This window comes from Acinetobacter sp. ANC_7511 (assembly GCF_056779975.1).
This window is the reverse complement of the sequence record NZ_JBWYIY010000001.1, coordinates 1-18,143: the sequence shown is the minus strand read 5'-3', so window position 1 is coordinate 18,143 and position 18,143 is coordinate 1. Positions and strand designations below refer to the sequence as shown.

The window sequence follows — 18,143 nt, the reverse complement described above, 5'->3', positions numbered from 1 at the left end:
GTTATTTTCGAATAGGTGAACTATGAGCATTCTGGATCTGAATAGAGCTGATCATTTACAGTCCAAAGCTGTGCCTTTGCATCTAACACTGTCAGATGACTTTAAATTTGCACTCGATTTACTGCCCAATTTGATTTGGGTCAGTCACACCAACTCAGGGTATTGTAATCTCGCACTTAAACAATATATCGGTGCGGATACGCAAATCTTACGTGACGTAGACTGGCTTAAATTTGTTCATCCTGATGATGCTGAACATCTTTATCAGATTTGGAATGATGCTCAAAAAAACGGTCAGAAATTTGAAAAAGAGTGTCGTATAAAAAATAAATCAGGTGAATATCTTTGGTTCTTAATGCTTGCTGAACCTAAGGTGATTCAATCCAACCAGCAAAATTGGATGATAAGTTGCACAAATATCCATGATCGTACAATCAAAATGCGTGAAACTGCTGAGGCCTTGCGTGCGAATACAGATATGCTCGATGTCAGCGTAGACTGTATAAAAATTATCACACCAGATGGCAAGCTTGAACACATGAACAAATCTGGATGCATGGCATTACTGGGTCAAGAGCGTGTTAAGAAATTTGGAATGGATTGGTTAACGCTGTTACCACCTGAAGTACGTGAACAGGGGGCAAAAGCGATTAAAACAGCAGCTCGAGGGAAGAATGCCCGTTTTGCGGGGATGAGCACACACGGCGATACTGTGATGTATTGGGATAATATTTTAACACCTGTGCATGATGAACAAGGAAATACGACCAGTATTCTCTGTGTATCACGTGATATTACCCGTCAACGTGTTGCCGAAGCTAAACTAAAAATCAGCAGTGAATATGATGATCTGACTGGTCTGATGAATCGTCGTGCCTTCAAAAATAAATTAAAAGCGGCGATTTCACAAGCAAATCGTGAAAAAACACTTATTGGTATGATGTTTATTGATCTCGATCATTTTAAAAACATTAACGATACTTTAGGTCATCCTGCTGGAGATCATCTACTTAAAGTCTTATCTAAACGTCTGCAAAAGAGTTTGGATCGCAAGTGTATTGTTTCACGTTTAGGTGGAGATGAATTTGCAATTATTGTCTCAGGGATGACCTCAGAAGAAGAATTACATCAAACTACACAGAAAGTGCTTAAACAAAATATTGCCCCCATTACTTATGCAGGAAAAGTGATTAATAGTGGGATGAGTATTGGATGTGCCATTTATCCTAAAGATGCTCAAGATGTATTCGGATTGATGAAATGTGCGGATACCGCTCTAAATGATCTTAAAGAAAAAGGTCGTGGTGGGTATCGTATGTATGATGACGAAATGTTTGCACTTGCTGAAAAGAAGATGCAACAACTTGATACTGCTCGCTATATCATACAGTACAATTTAATCGAACCGTATTATCAACCTAAGGTTCGCTTAGATAACTGTCAGCTAATCGGATTTGAGGCTTTGATGCGTTGGCATGATACACAGCAGCAACTTCATTATCCAGCTTCAATCTCAGAAGCGTTTAACGATTATGAGCTGGCCAGTAAAATCAGTGAAATCATGCATCAAAAGATTTTCAGTGACATGGCAGATTGGATGTCTAAGGGCGTTCAACTTGTACCGATCTCAATTAATGCCTCTCCAGTTGAATTCATGCGTGACAATTATGCAGAATTGTTAATTCAACGTTTAGAACGACATCAAATTCCTGCTCATTTAATCGAGGTTGAGATTACAGAACATATTCTGGCTGAGCGTGGAATAGAATTTGTGATTCGAGCACTACAAAAGCTCAAAAATTATGGTCTTCGAATCTCATTGGATGATTTCGGAACCGGTCATTCTTCAATGACGCATTTAAGAGATTATCCTGTCGACTGTCTCAAGATTGATTATGCTTTTGTGAATCGAATGAATGAGGAGAAGTCAATCAATTCAATTGTAGAGGGCATTGCTAAGCTCGGACCTATTCTGTCATTGGATGTGATCGCAGAAGGTGTCGAAACATGCCAACAGCTCTTAAGTCTTCAGGATGTTGGCTGTGCATATGGTCAAGGCTTTTTATTTAGCCAAGCGATTTGTAAGTCTGAGGCTGAGCAACTGATGCTCAAACAAGTATGTGCTATAAAAGATTGGCTTCCTACAGATAAGCAATAAACCATTGATATATTTGAGTTATGATTGATATAACAATATTTTTTATATAAATTGCTTGTCAATCAGTCTATTTATGCGTATTTTACTTTTAAGGGTTATATTTTAGATAATTTGATGAAAACGACACACTTGATTACTAACGCTTATTATTATTTTTGGCAATTTAACATCTAGTTGCCTAGACGCGTTCGGGCAACAAAAATGTTGCCCATCAAGTTTATACCTGATTGGCAACACCAATCAGGTTTTTTTTCATCTCAACAAATATAGGAGCATCTCATGAAAACATTGAATACTTTTTATTTTAGCAACGGTTATTGGTTCTATTTTAGTCAAGAACAAAACCCAGCCAATAGACACCTCACGCTCAAATAAAAGATAGGGCAATTGCTGCCCAAAGGAATTCAAGATGAATGCAATTAATTCTCAGCTTATAACCACAGCTCAACATACTTTAGAAAAAAAATTAAGCTTACCATTAGAACTAAAATCAGCTTTACCAGTTAGTCCGATAGTTTCACTTCAAATTCGTCAACATCGCCAAACAATACAAGACATTTTAGCGGGTCATGATCCACGTTTATTGGTCATTACTGGTCCATGTTCGATTCATGATCCTAAAGCAACCCTCGAATACGCACAAAAATTAAAACAACTGCAAGAACAAGTCAAAGATCAGATTTTCATCGTGATGCGTACTTATATTGAAAAACCTCGCACCACTGTAGGATGGAAAGGCTTCTTGTATGATCCAGATTTAAATGGTTCAGCAGATATGCAAAAAGGACTTGAACAGTCTAGATCACTCTTCATTCAAATTGCTGAAATGGGTTTGCCGTTGGCCACAGAAATCTTAAGCCCAATGGCAACAGGATATTTTGATGATTTGATTTCATGGGGCGCGATTGGGGCGAGAACAAGCGAGTCGCAAATTCACCGTGAAATATCTAGCCATATGCCTTATAGCATTGGGTTCAAAAACGGTACAGATGGATCAATCCAAATTGCATTGGATGCGATTCAGTCCGCTTCACAACCGCATCAATTTCTTGGTTTAAGTCAAGATGGTGGTCCAAGCATTTTATCTTCAAAGGGTAATCCGCATGCACATTTGATCTTACGTGGATCGAATCAGGGTACAAATTACCAATTATCTGAAATTAAAAAGATTCAAGAAAACAATAACCATGTACTACCAGCTTTGATTATTGATTGTAGCCATGGAAACAGCGCTAAGAATCCATTGAATCAACCTGCTGTATTAAAGCAAATTGTGAATGAACGACCTCAAACACAAGTCCGTGGCGTCATGCTAGAAAGCTTTTTAGTCGATGGCAATCAGAAAATTTCTGATCACATGACTTATGGTCAATCAGTGACTGATGGATGCTTGGGTTGGTTAAGTACAGAGCAATTGATTTTGGATGTTGCTCAACAACTCTCCTAATATAATTCGTAAAAAAGAACCCATGAAATATGGGTTCTTTTTTTTGCCTTTAAGATTTGAATGTTTGTTCAAAGCATTAAATATTTGATGAAACAGCTGAAATAACCTTATATTTCTATTAGTATTTTAAGTATTTAATATTTACAACTTGGGGAAATTAATGTTCAGTAATGAATTACTTAGCGAAGCTCGGCAATTCATGTTCAGATTGCTTAAAAGCGTTTTTGACCATGAGGGATCAGATTTATTTATTTCAGCTGATTTTCCTCCAAGTATGAAACATCAAGGTTCAATGAAGCCTTTAAGTTCTCAAGCTTTGACTGCAGAAAAAACAAAACTATTCGCTTATAGCTTAATGAATGAAAAACAAAGAGCAGAATTTGAGAGTGAATTAGAATGTAATTTTGCCATTAATGTCCCAGATGTATCGCGCTTTCGCGTGAATGTTTTTCAACAGCAACTTAATGTAGGGATGGTCATTCGTACCATTACCTCTGAAATTCCAAACTTTGAAAAGTTGAAATTACCAGAAACATTGAAAGATGTGGTAATGGAAAAGCGAGGTTTAATTCTAGTGGTTGGTGGCACTGGATCGGGTAAATCTACTTCACTTGCTGCCATGATTGATTACCGTAATGAGAACTCAGCAGGGCACATCATTACTGTAGAAGATCCAGTTGAATACGTGCATAAACATAAAAAATCAATGGTCACTCACCGAGAAGTCGGAGTGGACTGTCACTCATGGCATAATGCGCTTAAAAACACACTTCGTCAGGCACCAGATGTAATTTTAATTGGCGAAATCCGTGATACGGAGACCATGGAGCATGCGATCGCTTTTGCAGAGACTGGTCATCTGTGCTTAGGCACGTTGCATTCGAATAATGCCAATCAAACCTTAGATCGAATTATCAACTTTTTCCCTGAAGAACGGCGCAATCAGTTGCTTATGGATCTTTCATCAAATATGAAAGCCATTATTTCTCAACGTTTAGTTCGAACTGAAGATGGTGTCGGACGTAGAGCTGCTGTAGAAGTCATGCTAAATACACCTTTAGTTTCTGATTTGATTTTGAAAGGTAACTTTCATGAGTTGAAAGAAATTATGACCAAGTCGCGAGAACTTGGTATGCAAACATTTGACCAAGCATTATTTGATTTATATAACGAAGGTGCGATCAGTTATGATGAAGCCATTCGTAATGCTGACTCTAAAAATGAATTACGTCTACAGATTAAGCTAAAAAGTACACGCGTCCGAGAGAATGCTGAAACCTCTTCACAAACCTTCAGTATGTTTGATGAAGATGCAGAGAGCTAATTAAATAAAAAAGCCTTCATCTGAAGGCTTTTTTTTGGACAAATTTTTAGCTATCTAGAACGCTTTTACTTTAGTTTGAACAACGAAGCGGTAAAACAGCAAGCTTAATAGCGTCAATATCGCGCATAATATATATGCAATCGAATACTGATAGTGTGTGATCACAATACCTAAAATAAAAGAACCTAATGCGATGCCAATATCGTAAAAGGTGTAAAAAGTTGAACTCGCATGTCCAACACGTTCACGTGCTACAGCTTGAATGGCTTGCGTTTGGAGACATGGCTGAGCAGACCCAAAGCCTATACCAATAAAGACAGCAGATATCAATAATCCGGCAGCAGAATGAATTTGGCTTAGAATGAATAGCCCAATGCTAAAGCTCACAATCGCTGGATAGACAACGTAGGCAGGACCCTTAGAGTCATATAACTTTCCTGTGAAAGGTCTTAGAAGCATCATGGAAATTGCAAAAACAGCAAAGAATAAGCTCGCATAGGTCAATAAATTTTTTGATTCAGCATATGTCGAGATAAAAGACATGATACTTGCATAAGAAAATGAGATGAGCATCGCCATCATCGCAACAGGTAAAGCTTTAATCTCAACAAAATCATGAACACTAATTTTTGTTTTGCGCTTAACAGTTTGAAATTGTGTCTGGATCGGAATCAAAAAGCAGAACAAATAACCAATAAAAACAATTGCAGCTAAAAGTGTAGCCACTGGAATATATCCCGATGGTTGAATGAGAATCAAGCCCAACATGGGTCCTAGTACAATGGCAAGATTGACTGACATGACAAAATAGCCCATGCCTTCACCTTTACGCTGATTTGGAATGAAGTCATTGACGATTGGTATCATGGCAGTGGTCAAAATACTGAACCAAATTCCTTGTAGTAACCGAATGACCAGTAATAGGGTTAGATTATCAGCAAAGATATAAGCGAAAGAGAGCACTACAAAAAATGACTCAGAGATATAAAGTGCTTTTTTAAGCCCAATCTTCTCGATAATGAGACCGGTAAACGGTCGTATTGCGATCGATGAAGCTAGAAACAAAGTCAGTGCAAGCCCAGCTTGGGTAATATTACCATTTAAATCATTAAGAATATAAATTGGCAATATCGTTGTCTGAGCAAAATAGAAGATGAAAATAAATAAGTTATTAATTAGACACAGAATAAAAGATTTATTCCATAGATGCTCAGCATGTATAGAAGACATAGACAACCTTGAAATATTGAACCATTAAAAGCTTCAATCTGTGCCAAATAAAATTATTTTTGGTTTTGGTCAGCAATGAAGTAGGGAGAGAAGTTGAATTAATTATAATCAAATTACATGAAAATTACAGCAAAAAGTGAGCCATTCATCCGAAAATGTATAAATAAAAAACCAGTCCGTAGACTGGTCATAAATATCACAAACCTGATTCATAATCTGTATTTGAGAGAAGTTGTTCTACATCTGCCAAATTAGATGGTTTAATTTTGTAGATCCAGCCTTTGCCATAGGGATCATCATTTACAAAATCTGGATCATCTTCTAGATTTTCATTAATTTCTACAACTACACCACTTACAGGAGCATGAATATCAGAAGCTGTTTTCACAGACTCAACTACACCCGCTTGTTCACCAGCAGTCAATTCACGACCTACTTCAGGTGCTTCTACATAGACAAGATCACCCAATGCATCTTGTGCGTGATCTGAGATCCCAGTAACAACGAGATCACCTTCAATACGTACCCATTCGTGTGTGCGAGCATATTTAAGCTCTGAAGGATGATTCATCACGACTCCTCAATTCGATTTGAAAAATTTTCTTGTGTTATACAGTGTTTTATTTAAAAACGAAAGTTCTATAAATATGGATCTTTACGCCAACTGCTTGGACTTCGACCACTCCAACGTTTAAATGCACGACTGAAATTCGCAACATCTGAATAACCGAGTTCATCTGCGATTTGTTCGAGTGAATAGTCAGTACGTGACAGTAGGGAGGTTGCATGACGATATCGAACTTCATCCACTAAGGTTGAAAAAGAAGTTCCTTCTGCAGCCAACTGACGTTTCAATGTACGATCAGACATATGCAGGCGATCTGCCACATTTTCAATACTTAAATAGTGTTGTTCAGAATGTGTCAAAATATCGCGAACACGCATTGAAATTCGACGGCGTTCGCCCAGCTCTGATAGTTCTGCTTCGCACTGATTAATTGCAATTTGACTGGCAATCGGATCTGCGTTAACCATCTTCAGGCCTAAATAACTTTTATCGAAACTGGCAAGAAAATGAGTCTGGTCAAAATGAATAATCGTTTTGGGATGTAGACGACTGATGTATTTGTCAAAGCCTTCAGGTTTCGGGAAGTCAAAATTAATTTCGCCATACAAATCATTAATGCCTGTCAGTGCTTTTGCCATGGTAATGACACCAAAAGTCAAAGCCATGACAATTTCAGTTCTCAGCGGTTCAAGATCAATATCACATTGTAACTGCAAAGAAACTTGTTCTGTAAATGTCGAGAAATGAAATTGCAGAAAAGGCATACGCAGTTGTATAAAGCGATTGGCTAAAATAAGTGCATCAGTAATCTCATTCGAGGTCATAATGGCATAGCCAATAAAACCATGGATAGAAATCCGCATTTGGTTTCCAAGATGATAACCAAGAGAACTTTCACCTGTCATTTTGCGCGCGAGAATAATCATCTCATTCGCTACATGTAGTGGAATTCTAAATTCAGGATCGGCAAGTTGCTCGTTGGTGAATCCAAAGGGAGCGAATAGCGACTCAGCACTATAACCCCAACGAGAAACAACATCTAAAAGTAAGAGTCCGTAAACACCTGGAATGCCTAAATCTGGGCGAACTGAAACTGTTTTCATGTGCGATCCATTGCTTTACACAATTTTTTTCATAATTTTTGGTGAAAATAATACTGACATAAATTCCAGATAGAAAATACCAATTTTGTCGGACAAATCTAGTGTGAAACCGATGTTTAAGCCTTAAAAACGACAATTTTTGTGGTTGAAATCAACAAAACATCACCATGCTGATTTTTTGTTTGTGTGACATAACTCACAATTCCGCGATCTAGCTTTGTTTTAGAAGGATTGATAGCAACAATTTCAACTTCCACATGCAAACGATCACCAGCACGAGCTGGTTTTGGCCATCTTAAGCTTGACTCTGAACCGATAAGCCCCTTGGCAATTGGAAAACATTCAGTCCAAAGACGCATGGTAATGGCTGACGTTTGCCAACCACTGGCTGCGATACCTTGAAAAATAGGATGATCTTTCGCAGCCTCTTCATCAGTATGAAAGACTTGAGGGTCGTATTTTTGTGCAAATTCTTTAATTTCTTCGAGTGTTAACTCATATTCACGACTTTTAAACTGATCACCCACTTTTAAATCATCAAGATAAAGCATCTTCGTCTAATTCCTTGTCTTTCACTTTTTGTTCAACTAAAAATCCACCCGTTTGGCGTTGCCAAAGTTGGGCATAAATTCCATTCTGTTGGATCAGCTCATCGTGAGATCCTTGTTCTACGATATTTCCTTGATTCAAAACAATTAATCGATCCATTTGAGCAATTGTTGAAAGGCGGTGTGCAATTGCAATTACCGTTTTACCTTCCATCAAGTCATCAAGGCTTGCCTGAATCGCAGCCTCCACTTCTGAATCGAGTGCGCTGGTTGCTTCATCTAAAATCAAAATTGGAGCATCTTTTAGGAATACCCGTGCAATTGCTATACGCTGTCTTTGCCCACCAGATAATTTTACACCACGTTCACCCACATAAGCGTCATATCCTGTCTGACCACGTAGATCTGTAAGCTGAGGGATAAACTCTTCTGCTCGAGCTTTACGGACAGCTTCATACATTTCTTCATCAGTCGCTTCAGGTCGACCATATTTAATATTCTCAGCAACACTTCGATGCAGCAAAGAAGTATCCTGCGTCACGAGAGCAATGTTTTTTCTTAAACTATCTTGGGTGACTTCATCAATCGCTTGGCCATCGATATAAATTTTACCTTGTTGGGTTTGATAAAAATGAAGTAGTAGTTGGATCAGTGTCGATTTTCCAGCACCAGACCGACCGACAATTCCAATTTTTTCACCCGGTTTAATTTCTAAATTCAAGTGATTAATAACATTTTTTTGATTATATGCAAAGCTCACATTATCAAATTTAATTGCACCAGAGTGTACCTCGAGTGGCAGTGCAGCTTCTTTGTCTTGAATTGCTATTGGTTTTGCTAGCGTGGTCATCCCATCTTGGATGGTACCAATATTTTCAAATAAGGCTGAAGTTTGCCACATCATAAAAGAAGCCATACTATTCAGCTTTAAAATCATGGCTGTCGTTGCGGCGATCACACCGATGTTTGCTTCACCAATAAACCAAAGCCAAACTGCTGTACCTAAAACGCCAAAGAATAAAATTGCGGTCAGTAGATTAATGCTAATTTCATAAGCAGTTCCCAGACGCATCTGGGTATACACCGTCTTCATAAAAAGTTGCATAGACTCTTTGGCATATTGGCTTTCACGACCAGCATGTGCAAACAATTTTACTGTTTGTATATTTGTATAAGCATCAGTCACACGACCAGTCATCACCGCGCGTGCATCAGCCTGCTTTTTTGAAATTTTTCCAAGTCGCGGGATAAAGAAGGATGCCGCGCCAATGAATAAAATCAACCATGCCATCAAGGGAATAAGGAGTAGAGGGGAGACGTTTCCTAAAACCACACTGATGGTAATAAAATAAATCACCACATAAGTAACGATATCCCCCAAAATTACCCAAAATTCACGAACAGCAAGTGAAGTTTGCATGACTTTAGCTGACAATCGACCTGCAAAATCATTGTGAAAAAAGTCCAAGCCTTGAAGAAGTAATAAGTTGTGAAAACGCCAACGCAAGCGCATTGGAAAGCTGCTGAATAATATCTGATGCCTTATGATTGATTGCAAACTTGCAAAGAAAATATTAGCCAGTAGAAAACCAGATAAAATCATTAGATTTGTTTGGTTATTTTCGAGAAAATTTTGAGGCGTCGATGCGGATAACCAATCGACTAAATGACCAATTTGAGAGAAGAAAATAGCTTCAAATGAAGCTGTTGCTGCAGTAAATAACACCAACGCCAGGAGATAACGCTTAACTCCTGATGCTGCTTGCCAAACAAATGGAAAAAATTTCTTCGGCAAGGGCTGATTTAAATCTTTGGATGGATATGGATCAACGAGTCTTTCAAACCACTGCAGCATACGACTAATCTTAATTCATCTAATCAAAACTCAGTTTACTGTGTCTTGAGGAATCTTGAAATCATTCCCAGAAGGAATCTGGAATATTTTTAATCCGAATTCAGGTAGAATCGCCAAAAGATGATCAAAAATATCGGATTGGATCGCCTCATAAGCCACCCATGCTGTCGTGTTTGTAAAAGCATAAATTTCTATAGGCAAACCTTCACCTGTCGGTTGTAATTGACGAACGATTAAAGACTGATTTTGTGCAATACCTGGATGATTTTTTAAATAGTATTCAATATATGCGCGGAATGTTCCTAAATTGGTTAAACGACGTTGGTTATTGACCCCATTATTTGCATATTGCTGATTAAAGTTTTTTAACTCAGTTTGTTTCTCATCCAGATATTTTTCTAAAATCAGAAATTCTTTAAGTTTGCTGTATTCCATTGCAGATAAGAAGTGAACACTATTTTGATCGATATAGAGTGCACGTTTAATACGACGAACACCTTGCTCTTGCATACCTCTCCAGTTCTTAAAAGTATCTGTCACCAAACGATTGGTCGGAATAGTGGTATAGGTCTTATCAAAGTTTTGTACGGTCACCGTATGTAATGACATATCAATGACATCGCCATCCGCATTTAAGGTTGGCATTTCAATCCAATCACCAATTCGAACCATGTCATATGAAGAGATTTGAACTGAAGCCACTAGAGATAGAATTGTATTTTGGAAAACCAGCATGAGTACTGCTGCCATTGCCCCGAAACCTGCCAATAGCGTGAAAACATCTTTTTTAAGAAATGTTCCTATGACCATCAGAGCACAAACAACAAAAATAATCAGTTTAACTAACTGTAAATAACCCTTAATTGGCTTATTGTGAGATTTAGGATTACGTTGATAAATAATATTAAAAATGGTGAGAAGCTGACTAATTGCTAAGGCTATGGTTAAGAAAATGAAGGCTTGTGCAAACATCTGAATTAATGTAATGACTTTTTCAGACAGGTGCGGAACCGTTACTATTCCATTCATAATCACCAATGCTGGGACAATGTTTGCAATTCTTCGAATAACGCTATGTTCCGCTAAGACATCACTATAACTAAAACGTAGTTTGCTAATAATTTTGCGAATACCACGGACGACCACTTGTTTAGCAATAAAATTTGCGATAAATGCAATGAGAATAAGAATGCTCAGAGAGGTCAACATCTCTAACCAAGGAAATTGATCTGACCATTCTTGGATTTGAGTTACAAAATTTAATCTGTCCAACTTGATCACCTCTAAATGAATTGGCATTAGCTTAATGGTTTAAGTTATTAAATTTATTAGAGTTAACGTTTATCAAACAGAATAGATTAAATAAATTACTTGAAATACATTTTATGAACTTCTATTTTAAATATAATTAATGTGAAATAAGTCACGCTATAAAATTTCGTAGATTATCGTCATTACATTTTCAAATTATAAAACCCATGTTTAAATCTAATTTAATCTTTTTTATATCGATCTCTCTGTGTTCTTTGCTTTTTTCGAAAGCTCCTCAAAGAAGCATTATTGAACTTGCTCATTTTCAGCAATTAGAAAATGAAAAAATAATGCGAGAAAGTCAATCCATTGATTTTTTTGAGCTCTCCAAAATACCATCGATTGAAAAAAATCGAATCAGAGAATAGAAGACGAGCGCAGAAAATTGATAGACTCATCTCATGATGGTTGGAAGCAGCAATATGACTCAAAGCAACTTAATCGTGAATTTATACCTGCTGCACCGCAATCTGAATCACATATAGAGCGTTAAAAAAGCCTAATAAATTAGGCTTTAGAGAGATTTACCACATTAAATCATCTGGAATAACATAAGCTGCATATGGATCTTCCTCATCCGTAATAGCCTCATTTTTCTCAGCATTATTCACAATAATAAATCCTTCGACTTTTTCATTAATCCGCTCAGATAACGCTCTTGGTAGAACTGCATAGCTAGCTTGATCTTTGGCGATGACTAATGTGCCTGCCACGAGTGCATTGTAAACTTGTTGATTAATATAAATTTTCTTAATTTTATTTTCATCAACGAACTGGTAGCTGATTTCACCATCAATATCTTTGATTTTATGTTGACCAATCATTTGCACTACTGCTGCACGTAATGCTTTTTCATCTTGCTGGCGTTTGATTTCAAGATTAAGATTCTGATCTTTTTCTAGTTTTTGCTTTAAATCTTGTTCGATTTTAGCTTTAATCTCAGCTTCGTTGCTTTGACCCGTGCGTTGCTCATGCACAGCTTGTTTAGAAAGTTTTTTAGCCTTTTTTTGATCGACTAAACCAGCTTTGAGCAATTGTGCTTGCAAGGCATTTTTTACCATGAGTAATACCAACTACGATTTTTGAAAATAACAATGACGGAAATATAAAATCCAATAGATCAGGGTCAGTAAAAAACTTAAACCTGCAGGAATTAAAAACGCTTCTAATTGTAAATAAGGATAGCTGAATGCCGCAACAGTACTGCCAATAATAAAACCAAATAAAATCACTAAATGCAAAATAACTTTTCTGGATTCCGTTGTCAGACCTCTTACAAAATATCCAAATGCTAAACCAAGATCGGTTAAGACACCAGAAAGGTGAGTCGTGCGAATAATCGCACCTTTATAATGACTTACCATGGCATTTTGTACACCCATCGCACAACACGCCCATAGCAGCGCATAACGAGGATAATAGGGAATAAATACCCAACAGAGCAGAATAAAAAGAGTCACTAAACTCAATGGTAAACCATATCTGCGTCCGAGTTTAAATTGACTATTCCCCAATATCAGACCGCTAAAACTAGAGCCTAAAACATAACTCAAGATAATAAGAATCAGAAAAATTACAGCTTTGAAATCATGGTCAATAAGACCGATCGCAAGTAAACTTGCATTGCCTGTCATATGTGAAACTGACTGATGTAATAAAGAAATGAGACCCAAAACGTTGATCATGCCTGCATTTACTGCAAGCATGAAAGCCCCAAATTGTACCCAGTTTGGAAGGAATTGAAATGGCATATCTTTCATTCTAAAAGTTTATGCCATGAATATATTATTTTGAAGGTGCGCGATCAACCGCAGCAGTAAACAGTACATCTGTAGATGAGTTGAGGGCTGTTTCAGTTGAATCTTGTAGAACACTGATCACCATACCTATTGCTACGACTTGCATAGCCACATCAGGTGAAATATTGAATAGCCCACAAGCGACAGGAATCAATAACAGTGAACCACCTGCTACACCAGAAGCCCCGCAAGCAGAAACTGTAGCAACAACAGAAAGAACAAGCATCGTGGTAAAGTCAACAGAAATACCCAGTGTATTGACAGCTGCCAATGTAAGGATAGTAATGGTCACGGAAGCACCTGCCATATTGATTGCTGCCCCTAATGGAATCGCAACACTCGCTGTCGATTCATTCACGCCCAAACGCTTGGCAAGATCCAAGTTCACCGGAATATTTGCTGCTGAACTACGGGTGAAAAATGCGGTGATCCCACTTTCACGTAGACATTGAATGACCAATGGATAAGGATTTGAACGCGTAACAAATGCCACCATAATTGGGTTAATTACAAGTGCAACAAAGAACATAGTCCCTAATAGAACAGATAATAATTGTGCATAACTTGCTAAGGTTTTAAGACCTGCATCTGCAAAAGTAACCGCAACAAGTCCAAAAATACCGAAAGGTGCAAAACTGATGACAAGACGAATCACGTGATTCACGGCATTCGCAGCATCCGTCAGACACTGTTTTGTGGTGTCTGTGGCATGACGAAATGCTATACCCAGTGCAACAGCCCAACCCAAAATCCCAATAAAGTTTGCTTCACTTAATGCAACGATAGGATTCGCAACAAAACTGAGTAATAAATTTTTAAGAATTTCAGTCAAGCTGCCAGGTGGTTGTAAATCAGCTTGCGCAGCGACATCTAAGAAAAGAGTGCTTGGAAATAAATTACTCACAATGACAGCAGTTAACGCAGATAAAAACATACCTACGGCATACATCATCATAATGGGTTTGATTTTCGCACTGCTGCTATCACCAACTTTAAAGTTTGCAATCGAAGAAAGAACCAAAACAAAAACAAGAATTGGTGCAACAGATTTAAGGGCTTTAATAAATAAATCACCCAGCAAGCTTAATTGTGGTGCAACTTGAGGAAAAAATATAGCCACCAAAACGCCAAGAATAATGGCGATAATGATTTTGGTGACTAAACTCAAACGTGCTAGAGCAGTGAACATAACTGAACCTAATAATGCCGAGTCTGGCTTAAAATCGGATAAATAAGTGGGGTATTCTATACTTAAAAATGATTTTAAATATAAAACTTATTCATAATAAAAATTAAGTGAATCAAATCACTGGATTTTTTTTGATAATTCTTACTTAAGAATATCAAATTCTTATGCAAAAGATGATTTATTTTCGCTGAAATTCGGGTCTAATTCATATACTGCTTGGAAATGAGTGAGGTATATTTTACCTGTCAGATGTTGTATCCAATTTGTTGAATTTAAGCGATCCATAACAGGACCTTTAACTTCGCTTAAGTGTAGTTGAATATTGAGTTTAGATAACTCAGAATTCATTTCTTCAAGAGTCTCTAAAGCTGAATAGTCAATATTACTAATACTGGAACAGTTAATGACAACATGTTGAAGCTCATCATGTTGGCTAACCTCTGAAATAATAAATTCCTTCAGGGTGTTTGCATTGAGAAAACTCAAATTTTCATCAATTCTCACCGAAACGAGCCTTTTACTGGTAATAACCTGGTGCCTTGAAATATTTCTAAAATGCTGCGTGCCTTCAACGAGACCAATCACTGCAATATGTGGACGACTAATTCTCCACAACAGCAACACAAATGTTGAAATAATACCCACCATTAAGCCTGTCGTAATATCTACACACAGCACTCCTAAAAATGTGAGTGTCATTGCTAAACCATCTGCTTTAGAATATTTCCAAGCCGCTATAAATGGTTTAATTTCAACAAGTTTCCATATCGACACAATGATTGTTGCAGCCAATACTCCTAAAGGTAAATATTCAAATAGGCTTGTAAAATATAGACTGACCACAATAATAAGTAGCGAGGATAAAACCCCAGCCATAGGTGTTTTTGCACCAGCATCAGCATTGACCACTGTACGTGATAAGCTACCAGTGACAGGAAATGCGCCACTGATTCCAGCGCCAAAATTTGCAACACCGAGCGCAACAAGCTCTTGATTACTGTTCAAATTACTACGTGATTGAAAAGCCGTAGCTTGCGCTATCGAAATAGATTCAACGAAACTCACCATAGCGATCATTACTGCGCCAGGAAGCAATATTTTTACCATGTCCCAAGTCCAGTACGGCATTTGAATCGGGGGTAATCCACTTGGAATTTCACCTACTGTTTTAATTCCATAGGCAGTTAAATCAAAGGACTGAACCAGTAAGATTGAAAATAGCACTAAGCATAATGGTAATGCTTTTTGTATAAATTGCATCATTTTTTGATGATTTGAAAATGCTGGAATTTTAAATAATTGTGGTAAATAAATGAGCGCTAAAATTGAAGCTAAACCCAAAGATAAGCTGGCCAAATCATATAAAGAAATGTATTGAGCCAAACTCGTAAAAAATTCGATTAAATTACTGGATTGCAATGGAATATTAAGAATAAATTTTATTTGACCTAATGCAATTAAGACAGCTGAAGCAATGATAAAACTCTTAATCACAGGATGGCTAATGAGACGAATCAAAAAACCAAATCTAAATAGCCCCAATAAAAATGAAATTATGCCAACCATTACTGCTAGCAAATAGGCAGCTTGAATATAGACTGGTGAACCCACTTCATATAATGGCTGTAATGTAGCAAAAGTCATCATGGAGATTAATGCAACTGGACCAATTGAAAGGGTAGTACTCCCTCCAATCAATGCATAAGCAATCATAGGGATAATACTGGCATATAACCCCATAATTGGAGGTAAGCCTGCAATCATGGCATATGCCATGCCTTGTGGTACAAGCATTGCAAGCACGATCACAGATGCAAGAAAATCAGATTTAAAATCTTGAGTATTGTATTTTTTTAACCATTTCCAAGCTGGGATGATTCGTTCCACAGAATGCTTCGTTAAATCCATACAAATCTCTAAATCACATTTATGTATATATTATGCATAAAAAGTGATAAACAAGCACTGAGTATTGTTGATAAGGATCATCAAGAATTTGATTAATGATCCTTAGCGTATGAATTTAATCGAATATTTTTTTAAAAGGTTGTATCTGTTCAAGCTGAAAAGCGAGATCTATCAGTAAACGTTCTTGTCCCAAATCAGCAGAAAGCTGAATACCTATCGGTCTTGAATCTAATTTGGTCATACCCATCGGCAATGATATCGCTGGAGCACCTGCGATATTTTGAATAGGTGTGAATGCCACATAATTTCTTAAACGCTCAAATAAAACATCAAATTCGAGTTGAGGTGAAAGATATCCAATTTGAGGCGAAACATGCGCTAAAACTGGCGAAAGGATGACATCATATTGTTGGAATATTTGTTGATAGATGCGCTGGATTTGCTTTAAACGGTACAGAAATAAAGGAGTTTTATAGAAATTTTTCTTGTACAAGTTTGCAAGCCCAACTGTTAGATGATCTAACTCATTCACGTTAAAATCTTTGCCAAGTAGCGGTTTTCCAAACTGTTGAATCATAAATGATAAAAACCCCCAATAGTGGCTGAAATCATCTACAAACGAATCTGGAAGAGGAAGTGAAAACTCTTCAATATGATGACCTAAATTCCTGAGTAATTGAGCAGTAGACTCAACAGTTTGACGGGTCTCAGCATCAGTATTGGTTTGTAATGAATCATAAACAAGGCCAATCCGTAAAGGTTTGCTGGATGGATGCTGGATTAAGCCAATTTCGGGTAATTTTTTTGGCTTATATTGTTTTTCCATTTCAGCAAAGAAAAACGCGGTATCACGCACAGAACGTGTTAAAACACCATCTGAAACAAGGTCAATTGGTAAATACTGCGAACCTTCATTTGGATACCAACGACCACGTGTCGGCTTTAAACCGACTAAACCGCAATTTGCTGCAGGAATTCGTATCGAACCACCACCATCATTTGCATGTGCAATTGGTACTACGCCTGATGCAACGAGTGCCGCAGCTCCACCTGAAGAAGCTCCACACGAATAATCAGTATGCCAAGGATTGCGTGTGTAATCCCCAGACTTAAATTCTGTTGAAGCATTTAAGCCAAATTCAGGCATTTTGGATTTACCCAGTGCAATTAAGCCTGTATCTAACATTTGTTGAGTAATTTTAGAATTTTTGATCTTTTCATTGGATTTGAACGATGTTGATCCTTGTTGCGTAGGAAAACCAATAAGATCCAAATTATCCTTAATAAATGTAGGGATTGCAGAAAAAATCTGATTTGGTTTAAAAGTAGGCGATTTAAGTATTTGTTCGAAGTTTTCGAATTCAATTGCATTTAGCAGAGGATTTACGAATTTTGCGCGTTCAATCGTAGCTCTTAAAACTTCATCAATTGAGATGTCTTTAGATTGAATTCTGTTTGAGAGCTCAATTGCATCACTTGTACCTAATATATCATCCGTGAAAGCATGAATTCTTTTTTGATTATCCATAATCGATTTTCTTTAAAATTGACTAAGCATATCTATACACATGAAATATTGATTTGTCGATTGACCAGAGATTGATCCGCCACATGTTATTCACCAATTAAAATGTCTATGTGATAAACCATTTAAAATGTCCTGTTTTTAACCACAAGAGTCAAGCATAGGATTTAAATTTCTT

General features: G+C 37.3%; 14 protein-coding genes. 3 read left to right on the top strand and 11 right to left on the bottom strand.

Annotated elements, in window-relative coordinates; genetic code table 11:
- Positions 1-22: 22 nt before the first annotated feature.
- From AC1M9L_RS00070 to AC1M9L_RS00060, 3 genes are all read left to right on the top strand, one after another.
- A complete protein-coding gene (locus AC1M9L_RS00070) occupies positions 23-2,158 on the top strand; it encodes a sensor domain-containing protein (RefSeq protein ID WP_481590966.1) in 2,136 nt (711 codons plus the stop codon).
- Between the two features lie 409 nt (positions 2,159-2,567).
- Positions 2,568-3,605, top strand: a complete 1,038-nt coding sequence (locus AC1M9L_RS00065; RefSeq protein ID WP_481590965.1) for a 3-deoxy-7-phosphoheptulonate synthase — start codon at positions 2,568-2,570, stop codon at positions 3,603-3,605.
- A 160-nt stretch (positions 3,606-3,765) separates the two neighbouring features.
- Positions 3,766-4,929 carry a PilT/PilU family type 4a pilus ATPase gene (locus tag AC1M9L_RS00060; protein WP_179997983.1) on the top strand — a complete coding sequence of 388 codons (1,164 nt, stop codon included), beginning with the start codon at positions 3,766-3,768 and terminating at the stop codon, positions 4,927-4,929.
- Between the two features lie 54 nt (positions 4,930-4,983).
- On the opposite strand, the gene AC1M9L_RS00055 is transcribed toward AC1M9L_RS00060, so the two are convergent.
- The 11 genes from AC1M9L_RS00055 to AC1M9L_RS00005 all read right to left on the bottom strand — a co-directional run bounded on the left by AC1M9L_RS00055 (position 4,984) and on the right by AC1M9L_RS00005 (position 17,968).
- Positions 4,984-6,159, bottom strand: coding sequence for an MFS transporter (locus AC1M9L_RS00055; RefSeq protein ID WP_481590964.1), 1,176 nt, complete (start codon positions 6,157-6,159; stop codon positions 4,984-4,986).
- Between the two features lie 196 nt (positions 6,160-6,355).
- A complete protein-coding gene (gene gcvH, locus AC1M9L_RS00050; RefSeq protein WP_035267502.1) occupies positions 6,356-6,730 on the bottom strand; it encodes a glycine cleavage system protein GcvH in 375 nt (124 codons plus the stop codon).
- Between the two features lie 68 nt (positions 6,731-6,798).
- The gene (locus AC1M9L_RS00045) at positions 6,799-7,830 is read right to left on the bottom strand and encodes an AraC family transcriptional regulator (RefSeq protein ID WP_179997980.1); all 1,032 of its coding nucleotides are present in this window, start codon (positions 7,828-7,830) and stop codon (positions 6,799-6,801) included.
- Positions 7,831-7,946: 116 nt separating this feature from the next.
- Positions 7,947-8,381 carry a MaoC family dehydratase gene (locus tag AC1M9L_RS00040; protein WP_035267505.1) on the bottom strand — a complete coding sequence of 145 codons (435 nt, stop codon included), beginning with the start codon at positions 8,379-8,381 and terminating at the stop codon, positions 7,947-7,949.
- Complete coding sequence (locus tag AC1M9L_RS00035; protein WP_481590963.1) at positions 8,368-10,233, bottom strand: ABC transporter ATP-binding protein; 1,866 nt, start codon at positions 10,231-10,233, stop codon at positions 8,368-8,370. The genes AC1M9L_RS00040 and AC1M9L_RS00035 overlap by 14 nt, the downstream gene beginning before the upstream one ends.
- Before the next feature lie 30 nt (positions 10,234-10,263).
- Positions 10,264-11,505, bottom strand: coding sequence for a mechanosensitive ion channel family protein (locus AC1M9L_RS00030; RefSeq protein ID WP_228143075.1), 1,242 nt, complete (start codon positions 11,503-11,505; stop codon positions 10,264-10,266).
- A 563-nt stretch (positions 11,506-12,068) separates the two neighbouring features.
- Entirely contained in the window at positions 12,069-12,605 is a 537-nt protein-coding gene (locus AC1M9L_RS00025; RefSeq protein WP_481587919.1) for a DUF2058 domain-containing protein, read from the bottom strand.
- A gap of 12 nt (positions 12,606-12,617) precedes the next feature.
- On the bottom strand, positions 12,618-13,295 hold the full coding sequence (locus tag AC1M9L_RS00020) for a YoaK family protein (protein WP_092766442.1): 678 nt from the start codon (positions 13,293-13,295) through the stop codon (positions 12,618-12,620).
- 34 nt (positions 13,296-13,329) lie between these two features.
- Positions 13,330-14,532, bottom strand: a complete 1,203-nt coding sequence (gene sstT, locus AC1M9L_RS00015; protein WP_481590962.1) for a serine/threonine transporter SstT — start codon at positions 14,530-14,532, stop codon at positions 13,330-13,332.
- A 162-nt stretch (positions 14,533-14,694) separates the two neighbouring features.
- A complete protein-coding gene (locus tag AC1M9L_RS00010; RefSeq protein ID WP_481590961.1) occupies positions 14,695-16,440 on the bottom strand; it encodes a SulP family inorganic anion transporter in 1,746 nt (581 codons plus the stop codon).
- A 115-nt stretch (positions 16,441-16,555) separates the two neighbouring features.
- The gene (locus AC1M9L_RS00005) at positions 16,556-17,968 is read right to left on the bottom strand and encodes an amidase (RefSeq protein WP_481590960.1); all 1,413 of its coding nucleotides are present in this window, start codon (positions 17,966-17,968) and stop codon (positions 16,556-16,558) included.
- Positions 17,969-18,143: the final 175 nt, after the last annotated feature.

Excerpts from the sequence above, each read along its gene's own strand:
- AC1M9L_RS00070 (WP_481590966.1), top strand. The coding sequence starts at position 23 with ATGAGCATTCTGGATCTGAATAGAGCTGATCATTTACAGTCCAAAGCT.
- AC1M9L_RS00065 (WP_481590965.1), top strand. The coding sequence starts at position 2,568 with ATGAATGCAATTAATTCTCAGCTTATAACCACAGCTCAACATACTTTA.
- AC1M9L_RS00060 (WP_179997983.1), top strand. The coding sequence starts at position 3,766 with ATGTTCAGTAATGAATTACTTAGCGAAGCTCGGCAATTCATGTTCAGA.
- AC1M9L_RS00055 (WP_481590964.1), bottom strand. The coding sequence starts at position 6,159 with ATGTCTTCTATACATGCTGAGCATCTATGGAATAAATCTTTTATTCTG.
- gcvH (WP_035267502.1), bottom strand. The coding sequence starts at position 6,730 with ATGAATCATCCTTCAGAGCTTAAATATGCTCGCACACACGAATGGGTA.
- AC1M9L_RS00045 (WP_179997980.1), bottom strand. The coding sequence starts at position 7,830 with ATGAAAACAGTTTCAGTTCGCCCAGATTTAGGCATTCCAGGTGTTTAC.
- AC1M9L_RS00040 (WP_035267505.1), bottom strand. The coding sequence starts at position 8,381 with ATGCTTTATCTTGATGATTTAAAAGTGGGTGATCAGTTTAAAAGTCGT.
- AC1M9L_RS00035 (WP_481590963.1), bottom strand. The coding sequence starts at position 10,233 with ATGCTGCAGTGGTTTGAAAGACTCGTTGATCCATATCCATCCAAAGAT.
- AC1M9L_RS00025 (WP_481587919.1), bottom strand. The coding sequence starts at position 12,605 with ATGGTAAAAAATGCCTTGCAAGCACAATTGCTCAAAGCTGGTTTAGTC.
- AC1M9L_RS00020 (WP_092766442.1), bottom strand. The coding sequence starts at position 13,295 with ATGCCATTTCAATTCCTTCCAAACTGGGTACAATTTGGGGCTTTCATG.
- sstT (WP_481590962.1), bottom strand. The coding sequence starts at position 14,532 with ATGTTCACTGCTCTAGCACGTTTGAGTTTAGTCACCAAAATCATTATC.
- AC1M9L_RS00010 (WP_481590961.1), bottom strand. The coding sequence starts at position 16,440 with ATGGATTTAACGAAGCATTCTGTGGAACGAATCATCCCAGCTTGGAAA.
- AC1M9L_RS00005 (WP_481590960.1), bottom strand. The coding sequence starts at position 17,968 with ATGGATAATCAAAAAAGAATTCATGCTTTCACGGATGATATATTAGGT.